At 34.5% G+C, this 13,126-nt stretch carries 12 protein-coding genes; 9 read left to right on the top strand and 3 right to left on the bottom strand.

The window, feature by feature from the left end; all coding sequences use genetic code 11:
• Nucleotides 1-57 precede the first annotated feature (57 nt).
• Nucleotides 58-858, bottom strand: a complete 801-nt coding sequence (locus G529_RS0112970; protein WP_026915933.1) for a sulfite exporter TauE/SafE family protein — start codon at nt 856-858, stop codon at nt 58-60.
• 68 nt (nt 859-926) lie between these two features.
• Entirely contained in the window at nt 927-1,559 is a 633-nt protein-coding gene (locus tag G529_RS0112965; protein ID WP_026915932.1) for a Crp/Fnr family transcriptional regulator, read from the bottom strand.
• 248 nt (nt 1,560-1,807) lie between these two features.
• On the opposite strand from G529_RS0112965, the gene G529_RS0112960 reads away from it, so the two are divergent.
• The 4 genes from G529_RS0112960 (at nt 1,808) to G529_RS0112945 (ending at nt 6,537) form a co-directional block, all read left to right on the top strand.
• Complete coding sequence (locus tag G529_RS0112960) at nt 1,808-3,190, top strand: NAD-dependent succinate-semialdehyde dehydrogenase (RefSeq protein WP_026915931.1); 1,383 nt, start codon at nt 1,808-1,810, stop codon at nt 3,188-3,190.
• Between the two features lie 165 nt (nt 3,191-3,355).
• The gene (xerA, locus tag G529_RS0112955; protein WP_026915930.1) at nt 3,356-4,513 is read left to right on the top strand and encodes a site-specific tyrosine recombinase/integron integrase; all 1,158 of its coding nucleotides are present in this window, start codon (nt 3,356-3,358) and stop codon (nt 4,511-4,513) included.
• Between the two features lie 53 nt (nt 4,514-4,566).
• Nucleotides 4,567-5,217 (top strand): hypothetical protein, encoded by a 651-nt coding sequence (locus tag G529_RS0112950; RefSeq protein WP_026915929.1) that lies wholly within the window; start codon nt 4,567-4,569, stop codon nt 5,215-5,217.
• A 159-nt stretch (nt 5,218-5,376) separates the two neighbouring features.
• Nucleotides 5,377-6,537, top strand: coding sequence for a DUF3800 domain-containing protein (locus G529_RS0112945; protein ID WP_026915928.1), 1,161 nt, complete (start codon nt 5,377-5,379; stop codon nt 6,535-6,537).
• 186 nt (nt 6,538-6,723) lie between these two features.
• On the opposite strand, the gene G529_RS0112940 is transcribed toward G529_RS0112945, so the two are convergent.
• The gene (locus G529_RS0112940) at nt 6,724-7,188 is read right to left on the bottom strand and encodes a hypothetical protein (protein ID WP_157514675.1); all 465 of its coding nucleotides are present in this window, start codon (nt 7,186-7,188) and stop codon (nt 6,724-6,726) included.
• Nucleotides 7,189-7,480: 292 nt separating this feature from the next.
• On the opposite strand from G529_RS0112940, the gene G529_RS0112935 reads away from it, so the two are divergent.
• The 5 genes from G529_RS0112935 to G529_RS0112915 all read left to right on the top strand — a co-directional run bounded on the left by G529_RS0112935 (nt 7,481) and on the right by G529_RS0112915 (nt 12,760).
• A complete protein-coding gene (locus G529_RS0112935; protein ID WP_026915926.1) occupies nt 7,481-8,218 on the top strand; it encodes an ankyrin repeat domain-containing protein in 738 nt (245 codons plus the stop codon).
• Between the two features lie 161 nt (nt 8,219-8,379).
• Nucleotides 8,380-9,180: a DUF5694 domain-containing protein gene (locus G529_RS0112930; protein ID WP_026915925.1), complete on the top strand. Its 801-nt coding sequence runs from the start codon at nt 8,380-8,382 to the stop codon at nt 9,178-9,180.
• Nucleotides 9,181-9,352: 172 nt separating this feature from the next.
• The gene (locus tag G529_RS0112925; protein WP_026915924.1) at nt 9,353-9,874 is read left to right on the top strand and encodes a GNAT family N-acetyltransferase; all 522 of its coding nucleotides are present in this window, start codon (nt 9,353-9,355) and stop codon (nt 9,872-9,874) included.
• A 185-nt stretch (nt 9,875-10,059) separates the two neighbouring features.
• Entirely contained in the window at nt 10,060-10,605 is a 546-nt protein-coding gene (locus G529_RS0112920) for a hypothetical protein (protein WP_026915923.1), read from the top strand.
• Nucleotides 10,606-10,774: 169 nt separating this feature from the next.
• Nucleotides 10,775-12,760: a hypothetical protein gene (locus tag G529_RS0112915; RefSeq protein WP_026915922.1), complete on the top strand. Its 1,986-nt coding sequence runs from the start codon at nt 10,775-10,777 to the stop codon at nt 12,758-12,760.
• Nucleotides 12,761-13,126 lie beyond the last annotated feature (366 nt).

Here is a 13,126-nt window from a genome sequence, read left to right as displayed (position 1 = left end):
AGTCTTCAGAAGGTTCAAAAACTTTTAAAATTTTCCGTAGAAACGCTTCAGAAAAAATTACATCAGTTCACTAAGAATAATATAGATTCCCATCACCAGAACAAACCAACCGAAACCTTTTTTCAGCTTTTTTCCGTCTATAAATTTATTAAGATAGACTCCCAGCCAGATACCCCCAATGGAGATCCCGGTAAATATGAGTAGAAACGGCCAGTCAATGTCCAGGTTTTGAACATCGCCTATAAAACCAATTAAACTTTTGAATGCAATGATTAGTAAAGAAGTCGCCACCGCTTTTTTCATAGGAAGTTTCGCAAGTAAGACCAGTGCCGGAATTATAAGAAAGCCGCCGCCGGCTCCCACGATCCCGGTAAGCAGACCCACTACGATCCCTTCCAGGATAATCAAAGGATAATTATACTGGACCTTTTGAACTTCAGGAGTATCTACGCTTCGCTTCTGGGTGATCATGGAAATTGATGCGATCACCATGATGATGGCAAAGAACAACATAATCCCGATATTCTTGGTGATCATAAGGCCACCAATACTAAAGATCTTTTCAGGAATTGCCGGAACAACATACATCCTGGTGAGATAAACTGCGATAAAAGCGGGAATTGAAAAAACCACCGCTGTTCTGAAATCTATTAATTTCTTCGGAATATTTCGAAGTGCTCCCACAAGAGCTGAAGTTCCTACCACAAAAAGGGAATACGCAGTTGCGGTCACAGGATTGATCGCCATGAGGTATACCAGTACAGGTACCGTAAGTATGGAACCTCCTCCACCAATTAACCCAAGCACAACTCCTATAAGCAACGCCCCAAAGTAACCCAGAATTTCAAGAATATCCATAGTTGTTTAATTTCGGGACAAATGTATCGGGTTCATAAAGGAAGGGCAGTAACAAGTGTTACAAAGCTTTAAAGGTCGATGACCCTGATCTGGTTTCTATGCAATTTGATCTTCCCATCCAGTTCGAGTTTCTTTAAAATCCTGGAAACCACCACCCTGGAAGTATGAAGATCATACGCGATTTGTTGATGGGTACTTTGAACATTTTCATCTCTATTGATCTTTGCTTTGTCCCGGAGGTATTTCATAATACGCTGATCCATATTAAGAAATGCAATTGTATCTATGGTATCCAGCATTTCAGACAGACGGTTATGGTAGCTTTCAAAAACAAAATTTCTCCAGCTCTTAAAACGCGCAGTCCATTCCTCCATTTTGGCGATGGGAACCATAATCATGGTGGTATCGGTCTCAGCAACTGCACGAATTTCGCTTTTCGTCTGGCCCATACAGCAATTTAAGGTCATGGCACAGGTATCTCCTCTTTCTATAAAATACAGCAGCAGTTCATCGCCATCCCCGTCTTCGCGCATGATTTTGATAGCACCATTAAGCAACAGTGGCATGCCGGTCACATAATCCCCAAATTCAATAATGCGCTCCCCGGCATCGATCTTACGAACAGTTCCACATTCGGCAATCTCTTCGAGCAGTTCATTTTCAAATAGAAAACCATAGGCTTCCTTCAATTCGGTCTTCATGCGGTTGGAATTTTACCCTCTAAAATTAGTAAGATTATTGAGAACAATTCCCAGCGATTTGATAGGATACTTCGGAAGAAAACTCAGGCTTTCCCAATACACGGGATGCTTCAGCAGTAAGTTTTATCAAAATTTTAAAGTTATGGTTGCTTCCGAAGAATTCATTTAACGAAGTCTTATAAAGCTTCGGCTCTGTTAAAGCGTACCTTAGTATTCAAGAAAAATTGCTAAACAAAAAGAATAAAATTATGTCGAAGGATTCAAAAATGACCACTATCAACCCCGCAACCGGGAAGGAAATTCAGTCTTATGATACCATGACGAATGAAGAAATGAACAAGGCGATCGAGTCCTGTCATGAAGCATTTCTGGAATGGAAAATGAAACCTGCGGAAGAACGCGCAAAAATCATTGTTAATATTGGTAAAGAGCTGGCTAAGAATAAGGACAAACTGGCCAAATTAATGACAGAGGAAATGGGAAAACTGGAAAAGCAGGGACACCAGGAAATTGAACTATGTTCTGCCATTTGTGATTATACTGCTGAAAACGGTCCCAAAAGCCTACAGGATGAAGAAAGAGAACTGCCGGAAGGTGGAAAAGGTTTTATCACCTATTCTCCGATGGGCGTGATCTACGGAATACAGCCCTGGAATTTCCCAACTTACCAGGTAGTACGATATTCTATTGCCAACCTTATGGCCGGAAATGGTGTATTGCTGAAGCATGCTGAAAATGTAACCGGAACAGGAATTTTACTGGAGCAAATCTATAAGGATGCAGGATTACCTGAAAATTTATTTAAAACCCTGGTGATTTCTCATGACCAGAGTGATGAGGTGATCGAAAATAAACGAGTACGCGGAGTCACCCTGACAGGTAGCCCGAGCGCCGGTAGAATAATTGGTGAAAAAGCAGGAAAAGCGTTGAAGAAAACCGTTCTGGAACTGGGAAGTAACGATGCTTATATTGTACTTGATGATGCAGATCTTGAGCTGGCAGTCAAAACCTGTGTACAGGGTCGTCTCTACAATAATGGAGAAACCTGTGTTGCTGCAAAAAGATTTATTGTAGTAGACGCGGTTTACGACAAATTTAGAGATGCTTTTGTAGAGCAAATGAAGAATATCAAACTTGGAGATCCTACCAGCGAAGACAGCGATCTGGGACCAATGGCCAGAAAGGATCTACGTGAAGAGCTACATGAGCAGGTTGAGGAAAGTGTAAAAAAAGGAGCGAAAATCCTTTGTGGTGGTGAACTTCCTGAAGGAGACGGGTACTATTACCCGGCAACGGTGCTTGAAAATCTGGAACCTGGACAACCAGCTTATGATGATGAGTTGTTTGGGCCTGTTGCTTCCCTAATCAAAGCGAAAGATACAGATGATGCGATGCGAATCGCGAACGACAGTAGATTTGGACTTGGTGGAGGAATTTTCTCGAAGGATGAAGCCAAAGCTAAAGAACTGGCACAAATGCATTTTGATACCGGAATGGTATTTATAAATTCCTTTGGTCTGGCAAAACCTAACATGCCATTTGGTGGTGTGAAAGATTCAGGTTACGGAAGAGAACATGGAGGATTTGGATTGCATGAATTTGTGAACGCCAAAGCGGTGATGATGGCGTAAGCCTTTAAAATATTTTAAAATTGGAAAGGGAGCTTGGGCTCCCTTTTTTTTTGCCTTACAATTACTAACCACTTGACCAGCACATTATGTTCTTAAACGTTTTCACAAGTAATACGCTATGATGAAACAGATTTTAATTTATGTTTGAAGGTTAATTAAATTTTTATGAAGCAATTAAATTTGTTTCTCTTCAAACACAAAAATGCCGACCAGATTGGTATAGATTTTAGGTTTGATATGGAGCTAAAGAACCATCTAAAGCAATTAAAAGATGTTCGCTGGAGCAGAACCCACAGCTGCTTTTATATTCCTTCTGGTAGACAGTACCTGCAGACATTAAACAAACATTTCGAGGATATGAATGCAGAACTGAATACTTCACTACTGGATTTTTCCAGGATACCAGATATCGCCATTGTGGAAACTGTTGAAACGAGGCAGGCGATGCGAAAGTTCGTGCATTATCTAAAAGGCTTGCGACATAGCCCTAGTACTGTTAAGACCTACTCAACATTTGTGCTGGCATTCCTGAAATTTCATTACGGAAAAGAAAATTACACCCAAAAAGATGTCGCCAGGTTTATAGAGTCTGAAGTCGCCCTTAAACGTTATTCCATAAGTACACACAGGCAGTGTATTAGCGCGCTAAAGCATTATTTTAAATTTAAAGAAAACGCTTTATTCGATCTAAATGCCTTAAAGCGTCCCAAAAAGAGCAGCTATTTACCCACAGTTCTTAGCAAGGAAGAGTTGATCGACCTGCTGCGCCTAACCCGGAATTTGAAGCATCGCAGTATTCTAGCTCTTATTTATTCATCAGGCTTACGCATTGGTGAACTGATCAATCTTGAGTTGCGGGACCTGGATATAGACCGAAGGCAAATTCTGGTTAGACAGGCGAAAGGCAGGAAAGACCGTTATGTAATGATGGCGGAAAGTTTTTTGCCATTATTGCTGAATTATTTACAGACTTATGAACCTAAGCGTTACTTCGCTGAAGGTAATGGAGGCAAATACTCCAGTTCTGCTATTCGTGGGTTTCTGAAGGATTCCTGCGAAAGAGCGAAGATCAGGAAAAGGGTGACTCCGCATACCCTGCGACACAGTTTTGCTACCCATATGCTGGAAAACGGAACAGATTTAAGATACATTCAGGAACTGCTAGGCCATGCCAAACCAGAAACCACGATGATCTATACGCATGTAACCAAGAAAGATTTGCTGAAAATTGAGAGTCCGCTTGATTCCACCATCAAAAAGCTATTGGAGCAGGGAGATAAAGAACAGTCAGACCTGCGTTTATCCCGAAACATTCTCGGATAAATATGTATATTGGGGTGGATATAACGAGTTGTGAGCAATAATTAAATTGAAATATGCCCTTTAAAGACGAAATTAAACAAGAAATAGAAAGCTACATAACTAATCATCTCCCAGAAGAAAATTGGTTTGAAAATTATTTCGATTTTATAGATGATCAAAAATTGAGAATAAGGCTTTCAGAAGAATTTAAAGCTATTCGCTACATATATAAATTTTTTGAAGGCATACAAGCTGAAGAATGGCTTAAAAATGCACAGATAAGAATTCAAATTTTTTATTATGCTTCAATTTATGAAGCTGTAATCCATCATATACTTTTTGAAATACTGCCTGATAAGCTGGAAGTAAAAAAACTTTTTATAACAAAAACATATAAAAAGATTTCAGTAAGCAATGAATTAAATGAACTTGAACATGACGGAAAAAAAATTCTGACCATGTATCAAAAGGATATTAATAGAGAAATCACTACAATTAGATTTGAAGACAAAGTAGATGCTTCAGTTAAATTGAATCTGATCAACGAAAAACTAGGTGAAGAATTAAAAGACATCTATCGATTAAGAAATGCAATTCACCTACATGCGGAAATTAAAAAGGGAATCGAATACGAAATGGAAATGTCTACAATTGCATATAGAAGAATGAAAGTTTTTAAAGAACAGATTGAAGTTGGTTTAGAACAACACGAAATCCTGCAATAATTACAGCTCACAACAACGATTCATCGCAAATAGCCGGTACCGTAAGTAAGAAAATAATTAAATTAACAAACAAACCAGGTCTAAGCCGACAATGCCGCGTTCCCTACTCCGCCAACTTGCGATAATCGAGACCGTTACCTGCAAGCCTAAAAGAAGATTTTGAGTAAAAAAATAGGATACATAGATGAATTTGGTGATAAGAGCATACACTTTGAAAAAGATGGTGTAACGACCTTTTTCATTGTAAGTGCAATTATAATTGACGAAGAATCTATTCCACAAGTTCGTGAGGAATTTAAAAAAATTGCAAGCAACTATACACAAGCGCCAGAAGTAAAATCTAATTCAAAGGCATTTAGGGATATTGATAAGAGAATAAAATTTCTAAAAGATATTTCAAATCTTGACTTTAGAATTTACAGTGTAATCGTAGATAAAAGAAAAATTTTCGAGGATAGTGGTTTACAGTTTAGAAATAGTTTCTTCAAATATGTAAATGGTTTATTAGATCGCGAATTATATGACTACTATCCTTACTTAAAACTAGTAGCTGATAATCATGGAACTGATCAATTCATGGAGGGATTTATAAATTATGTTGAAAATAACCACAATCAAACCGAATTATTCAGAGGTCCAGAATTTCAGTTTTCAGATAGTAAGTCAGAACCTTTAATTCAACTTGCAGACTTTATCACTGGAAGTATTGCAAAATGTTATGAACCAGGAAAGATAGAACAAAGAAGTCACGAAATTCCTAAGATATTAAACAGGCATATTTTACACCTAAGAGAATGGCCCGAAAATCCTCCTAGATTATTACGTAAAATAGAAAATGAAGATGAAAATTATAATCAAGAACTAGTTGACTTTATATTCTTCAGAATTAATGAATATGTCAATGCTAATCAAGAAAGTACAGAGATAGAAATAAAAAATCAACTGATTTGTCTAAACTACTTGATTTATAGATTCAAACTTGATCCCTTTGAATATATCTATTCCGATGACATAATCGAAAGGATCAAAATTCGAGATATCAACTTCAATAAAAGAGTGTTTAGTAGAGAAATAATTGGAAAATTAAGAGAGAATAAAATATTAATATTGAGTTCTCAAAGTGGTTATAAAATTCCGTGTTGTAAAGGTGATTTAATTAGATTTTTCAATAACTATAGTTCTCAAATCATGCCTATGATTGAAACTTTGCGAAAAACAAATATTGTTATAAAGAGTGCAACTTCTGGCAATATAAATCTATTGGAAGAAAACAATTATGAATTATTAAATGAGATAATTGAGGTAACGGCCAGCAGGTAACAACGGCTCATCGCAAATAACGGGTATTGCCGAAAAAGTGTAATTTTAGAAACCAAGAAAGAAAATAACTAATCCGACAAATCCGCGTCTTTACTCCCGCAACTTGCGATAGCCGAGACCGTTGTAGCCAATTTTATAATTGAGGTTTAGAGTTAAAAACTCATCATATAAAGAGTGAAAAAAGGTTTAATTAAAAAGTAAACCTAAAACTCCACCTAACACAGCTTCAGAAATATTAGAAGCACCATTCGGATTAAAAGAATCCCGAACTATATAACTACCGTCCTCCTCTAACAATAAAGAACTTTTTGGTAAAAGACTATTACTCTCTGAGAAGGAATTATTTCCTAAAAATAGATTTGTAAAAAAGTTAGACTTATTTTTAAAATGGGTATTTGAGCCACTGTAACTATAAATACCATTATTACTCAAATAAGTATCATAGGAATTAGTTGTTCTATTATATAACACAAGAAATGGCATTTCTTCCTGAACATTCAATTTTTCTAAACCAATAGGTTCATCAGTCGAATACGAACCTGAGAAATACAGAACGGAATTCAGACTTTGTACAGAATCATCTGTTTGCCCATAAAAAGACATACTTAGAAAAAGAGAACATATTAATAATACAGATCTAAAAATTTTCATATTGTAATTATCATTAAAAAAGAAGCAACTTTAAAAGACAAACAACGTCCAATTTAGAATAAATATACCTTTTAAAAAAGAAGGTTTTGGGATACACCTTCATTAAGAAACAACTAAAATCATAATTTTCCAATATAAAACTGGCAACAACAACGATTCATCGCAAATAGACGGTACCGTTAGAAAGAAAATAATTAAATTCACCAACAAACCAGGTCTAATCCGACAATGCCGCGGTCCCTACTCCGCCAACTTGCGATAATCGAGACCGTTGTAGCCAATTATTTTAAAAATGAGTTTCCTAACCAACCTTTTCAAGAATAATCCAAGTTCTAAACAATCAGATTTAGATAAATCTTTAATTAATGCTTTAATTCTCAATAATAGAGAGCAAGGAATTGAAGCGTTAGAAAAAGGTGCTAATCCAAATTCGTTTTCGGATCAATATCTTCCCGCAATTTATATTGCAGCTAATCGAGATCAATATGAATTAGTAAAATTATTGATTGATAAAGGAGCTAACGTAAACAAAAAAGGATCTTCAAAAAAGATGGATATAAAAGATGGTTTTGCTTTATTGACATCTTCAGCAAGAGGTAATTTAGATATAACCAGATTGCTAATTAAAAATAATGCGGAAATTGACCAAACCGAAAATACTGGTTTAACTTCTTTAATGTCTGCCAGCTTTAGAGGGAAGGATTTAATTGTGGAATATTTAATCAAAAAAGGAGCTTCAATAGAACAAAAAGACAATTTTGGATACACAGCATTAATGTTTGCCGCAAATGCAGGAAAAATCAGTTGTGTTGACATATTGATTAGAAATGGTGCAAACGTAGACGCAAGCGATTTAGATGATTCTACACCAATTATGTTTGCTTCACAACATGGTTTTAATGACGTTGTGCAACTACTTCTAAAAAACGGAGCCAATAAATTTAAAAAGGGAAAACACGGATTAAGTGCTATAGAATTTGCGAAACAGAATAATCTTGAAGAAACTATCAAAATCTTAGAACAAAAATAACTGGCAACAACAACGATTCATCGCAAATAGCCGGCACCGTTAGTAAGAAATTAATTAAATTCACCAACAAACCAGGTCTAAGCCGACAATGCCGCGTTCCCTACTCCGCCAACTTGCGATAATCGAGACCGTTGGCAGCAATATTTAAAAGAAATTCAACAATGAAATTTAAATTTATTTCACTTCTATTTTTAACCCTAATAATCGCTCAAGTTTCTGGACAAGAAAATAATAAAGGGGATAAAGTAACAGTTTTAAATTTTGCAACATTTCACCTTTCCAAGACAACTGATGCTAATTCTTCTAAAGTAGATATAAATAATCCATCTGTAAAAAGAGATGTGGATAAATTGGTTCAAAAATTAGTAGAATTTAACCCGACTATTATTTGTGTAGAAGTACCTAAAGAAGTTTCAGAAGGCACAAACGAGATATATCAGAAATATAAAATTGATCAAACACAGACCACAAATTGGAGCGAAGAGATAAATTCAATTGCTTTTGAAGTTGGTAGATTATCAGAAGTGAACAAAATATATGGAATCGATTATAAATTGGGATTTGACTATCCAAAACTAATACGACTTGCTAAAGAGTCAGATTCCGAATATAGTCAAGAGTTTTTAGAACAAAATTCTAAAGACTTACAGAAATTTAATAATCTGAGTTTATTAGAGAAATTTCGAATAATGAATTCAGAAACCTGGCGATCGGATTTGCTAAACTTCTATAATTTTTTATCTACTATGCATACAGAAGATAGTCTTGAAGGTGTAGAAATTGTTGCGGATTTTTATAAAAGAAATTTAGGGATATATTCTCATTTCGCTGATATTCCAAAAGATCCAAAAGACAGAATTTTAATCCTTTTAGGTGGAGCTCATTCAGCATATTTAGATTTGTTCTTGGAACACAATCCTAACATAAATTTAGTAGATCCAAAAGAATATGTTGTGGAATAAATACAGCTGCCAACAACGATTCATCGCAAATAGACGGCACCGTTAGAAAGAAAATAATTAAATTCACCAACAAACCAGGTCTAATCCGACAATGCCGCGTTCCCTACTCCGCCAACTTGCGATAATCGAGACCGTTAGCTGCAACCATTACAAAAATTCAGGAAGAAGAAAAATGGAAAATATTGAAATAAAAGAAGTAACTCTTAAAGATATAAGTCAACTACAAAATATAGGAAAACAAACTTTTGCAGATACTTTTGGTGCTCAAAACTCTCCAGCTTTCATGGAAGAATATTTGAAGAAAAGTTTTTCCAGAGAAAAAGTAAGTGAGGAAATATCAGATAAAAATTCAGAGATTTATTTCGCTGAAATTGATAAAAAGATAGTGGGTTATTTGAAAGTTAATTTTGACCAATCACAGACAGAATTAAAAGATAGAAATGCTTTAGAAATTGAAAGGATCTATGTAATTAAAGAATATTTAGGAAAAAAGATAGGACAAGCTCTGTACGCTAAAGCAATTAATATCGCAAGACAGAAAAATCTTCAATACGTTTGGTTAGGAGTTTGGGAAGAAAATCCAAGAGCAATTCGATTTTATGAAAAAAATGGATTTGAAAAATTTGATAAACATATATTCGATTTAGGTGGAGATAAGCAGACTGATATTTTAATGAAAAAAGACTTAAATTAAAGATATGTAGTCAATGGCAGCAGCTAACAACGATTCATCGCAAATAGACGGCAGCGTTAGTAAAAAAATAATTAAATTCACCAACAAACCAGGTCTAAGCCGACAATGCCGCGTTCCTAACTCCGCCAACTTGCGATAATCGAGACCGTTGGCAGCAAGCTTAGGAAAAATCGAACAAAGTACAAATGACTAATACCAAAAAAAGAAAATCAATAAAATGGCTGATTGCAAATTATATGTCATTTTTTGAAACTTTTGGTATGAATGAACAAAATATTCGGAGCTATTATCAAGAATGGAAAATTGAGTTCAGTGATAATATAAATGATTTTCTATGGCATATTTTTAATACACTTTTAAATGAAAACGCTGCTCAATCAAATGATGTTCTTGGATTTTATAAAAGAAATATAGAAATCTATCTTCAAATGCTTTATTTCAGAAGAAAAATAGAAGGAAAAAAAGCCAATGAAATTCAAAACTGTCTGAATAGAAATAAATTAGAATTAAAGTTTGAATCTACTGATTTGGAATTAAATGTTGTGGTTTCAACTACTAAAGATTGTGACTCCTGTAAAGAATTAGAAGGAAAAGAATTTCCTATACGAGAAGTCATTAAAAATGATGTAATTCCTTATGAAAATTGTACAAGGGAACAAGGATGTGCTTGCGTCTATAGTTTCAAAACTTTAAGAGACAAAAATGATGTTTTAATACGAAAATCCAAATAATAAGCCAGCTGCCAACACCGCTTCATCGCAAATAACGGGTTTTATCGAAAAAGTGTAATTTTAGAAACCAAGAAAGAAAGAACGTTAAGCCGACAAGTCCGCATCCCTACTCCCGCAACTTGCGATAAGCGAAACCGTTGTAGCCAATACTTAATGAAAATTATAAAATATGAATTTTAATACTGAATGGGATCCACTACAGAATTCCGATAATAACTTAGATGCAGAAATGCTTTCTGCTGCAAAAAAAAGACAGATAAAGAATATTCTGAAATCGTACGTTGGAACATATGACCCATTTTCTGAGTTGATACAAAATGCAATGGATGCTGTTGATACCCGAAAAATTATGTTGGAGGAGGAAAATTATTCTAAAAAAATATATCTAAAAATAGACCTTCAAGAGAATGCATTTCTAATATCTGATAATGGAATAGGATTTCGACAAACAGAATTTTATAATTTTTTAGCTCCAGATATTTCCTTCAAGGATGGAGAAAAAACTAGGGGTAATAAAGGTGTTGGAGCAACTTATTTAGGTTATGGTTTTAATTATTTCCAAATAGCAACAAAAACTCCAGATTTTAATTTTTCAGGAGAAGTAAAAGATGGTAGAGCTTGGGTGGAAGATACTAAAGGTCTTATAGAAAGACCTAAAGTAAAAAAGTCAGAATATTTACATAAAATTTTTCATGAAATAGAAAGAGGCTCAAGTTTCGTAATAAAATTTGGAGGAGAACATACTCGGCCAAAAAATTTATCCTATTTCAATGCCAGTAATGCAGATCAGTGGTTATATCTACTTTTAATTAAAACTCCTTTGGGCAATATTGATTTATTTGATGAACAAGAAGATAAAATATTTTTCGAGATTGAGGTCGTAGATAAAAACGGTAATATCACCAAATCAGATAATTTGGTTGCAAAATATATTTATCCCCATTCTAAAATTACAGCAAGTGGTGACATAAAGCAGATACTACAAACACAGTCGGATTTGATTCAGGCGGGAAAAGATCCTGGTAATTTACCTAAGAAGTTTAAAAGATTAAATGGACTATTTGAATATTATAATAGTGAAGATTTGAAAAAACTTCCGTCTACAAAAATAAAAGATGATGAGAAAAATTTAATAGATGAATTCAAAGTAACTGCCTATGGATACTTTTCATATTCTACAAGTGTTTGGGATGAGTTAAACGATAATATAGCAAATCTTAGAAAAGGATTACGAATTTTACGCGGCGGTCTACAATTAGCTAATAATTATATGCCCCAAGGAGATCTAATAACAATTCCTTTGACCTCAAATATTGGCTATCAAAATCAAGCTCATATTTTAGTTCATTTTAAAAATGCAGATCCAGACCTAGGAAGAAAAGGATTTCAACCAGAACTAAAAGAATTGGCTGAGGATATTTCAGTTGCCATAATAAATAAGATTAAGAGATTTAAACATCTTTTAAAAAAAGATACAGGTGAAAAGCCGAAAATTCAAGAAGAGGTAGAAATAAGGAAATGGGTTAATGATCAAGAAACCTATGAGAAAAACAATCCATTATTAATAAATAATGAACATTTTTTCAAGCCTATTCATGAAGTGTCCATTACATCGATTCCACAATCTGAGCAAGATGTAATTGTCTTATTTAATCAATTAATTGCTGGCGGAGTTATTAGAGGTTTGAAATTACTCGCTACAAGTCAAATAAAACAATACGATGGCGTCTTTAAATATTATATTCAAGAACCGCTTTCAAATCACGTATTTGATAAAGTGACAAATCCATTAGGCGTATCTGAGCTAGAAACAACAAATGAATTTATTTCAATCCCATATATTTTAGAATATAAATATAATGTGGATGCTTTAATTAGAGAGTTTGAAAATCAAGATAAAAAAGAACGAGATGTTAATTTAGTTGTGGCTTGGGAATTAGGTGAGCTTTACAAAAGAAATTATGAGGTCACATCGTTATTGCATCTTGACAACCTTCACCATAGACAATTTCATGGATTAACACATATTTTAGATTCTGGCACATCACAAATACAAGCAATTATTTTAAAAGAGTTAGTTGAATATCTTAATGATGTTGATGGGGTACAAGAATGGCAAAGTGAACAGTATGATGAAAGTTTAAATATTGAGTAAAAGTACTGGCTACAACAACGGTTCATCGCCAATAGGCGGCAGCGTTAGAAAGAAAATAATTAACTTGACCAACGAATCAATACTAAGCCGACAAGTCCGCATCCCTACTCCCGCAACTTGCGATAACCGTAACCGTTGTGCTTTATTTTTCAAAAAAAATAGATGAAGAAATTTATAACTATTTTACATTGGACTTTTTACTCGCTCTTAATTATTTCCTTGATACTAATAATCGCTTATTTTGGATTGGAGATCATTAAAAATGGATTGCTTATTGGTTACGCTTTCATATATATAATTCTTCCATTAATTATCCTAAGTTTATTATTCTTGCTCCTATATAATTTCTATATTTTTGGATTTATA

Origin of the sequence: Christiangramia portivictoriae DSM 23547 (assembly GCF_000423045.1) — a bacterium.
GTDB lineage: Bacteria > Bacteroidota > Bacteroidia > Flavobacteriales > Flavobacteriaceae > Christiangramia > Christiangramia portivictoriae.
This window is presented reverse-complemented; position numbering and strand designations above follow the sequence as displayed.